Source organism: Methanosarcina spelaei (assembly GCF_002287235.1).
Taxonomy (GTDB): domain Archaea; phylum Halobacteriota; class Methanosarcinia; order Methanosarcinales; family Methanosarcinaceae; genus Methanosarcina; species Methanosarcina spelaei.
Genome location: NZ_LMVP01000329.1, coordinates 1 through 930, shown reverse-complemented (window position 1 = coordinate 930; position 930 = coordinate 1). Strand labels below are relative to the sequence as shown.

The 930-nt window shown below is 37.6% G+C and carries 1 protein-coding gene; it reads left to right on the top strand.

Annotated features, from left to right (window positions below; translation table 11 throughout):
* A partial coding sequence (locus ASJ81_RS13810) for an IS66 family transposase (RefSeq protein ID WP_141241736.1) occupies positions 1-493 on the top strand: 493 nt, incomplete at its 5' end.
* Positions 494-930 lie beyond the last annotated feature (437 nt).

Sequence of the window (930 nt, the reverse complement as noted above, 5' to 3'; positions counted from 1 at the left end):
CAAGAAATTAAGGCCAATAGTTCCGTATCATAAAGAAAAGCTGAAAGCTTTTCTGGACAGTTACTGGAACTTTTATGGTGAGCTTTCTAAGTTTAGAATAAAACCAGATTCAGAGGTAGCGGAGCAATTATCCGTTAAGTTTGATCAGTTGTTTTCTACCAAAACAGGATATGAAAAGCTGGATGAAAGAATCGCTAAGACAAAAGAGAACAAAGAATACCTGTTAAAGGTGCTGAGTTTGCCAGAGATTCCGCTGCATAACAATGCAGCGGAACTGGCAGCAAGAGCAAAGGTCAGAAAAAGAGATGTCAGCCTTCAAACTATAACAGAGGAAGGAACAAAGGCAAACGACACATTTATGACGATTGTTCAGACAGCAAAGAAACTGGATGTAAGTGCATATCAGTACATATGTGATAGAGTCAGCAGTATATTTGAGATGCCATCTTTAGCTCAACTAATCAGAGAAAGAAGTTCAGTGAGTGGAAAGTGAGAGATTTCCACTCAATTTGAAGAGGATACAAAAAAACTGCTGCCTAATACAGAAAGGGTTATAGAATGTCTGAGCCGGATGACGGGAAACTGTCCTGTCCGGTTCTTAGGAGAGAAAGGGAGAGAGATCTCCCTGACTTATCCGACAAAGGTGGGGAAAAGTAAATCGGCCAAAATGGGGAAAAGTAAATCGGCCTTGACACTTCCACTTAACTGTGTTTTGCATTTCAACTTCCAAGATATCAATTTCCGTTTTCTCGCAGGTTATTTCGAAATACAGGTTAACCAAACGATTGAATATTTAGTGAATAAGCACTTCCAACTGAGAAAATGTACTATATAGTCAATATTCTTTTTTCACTACTATAATGTATCTGTTCTTATATATTGTCTAAATCGAATAACTATATATAAGTTTGTGAATTATGTTTCCAAACC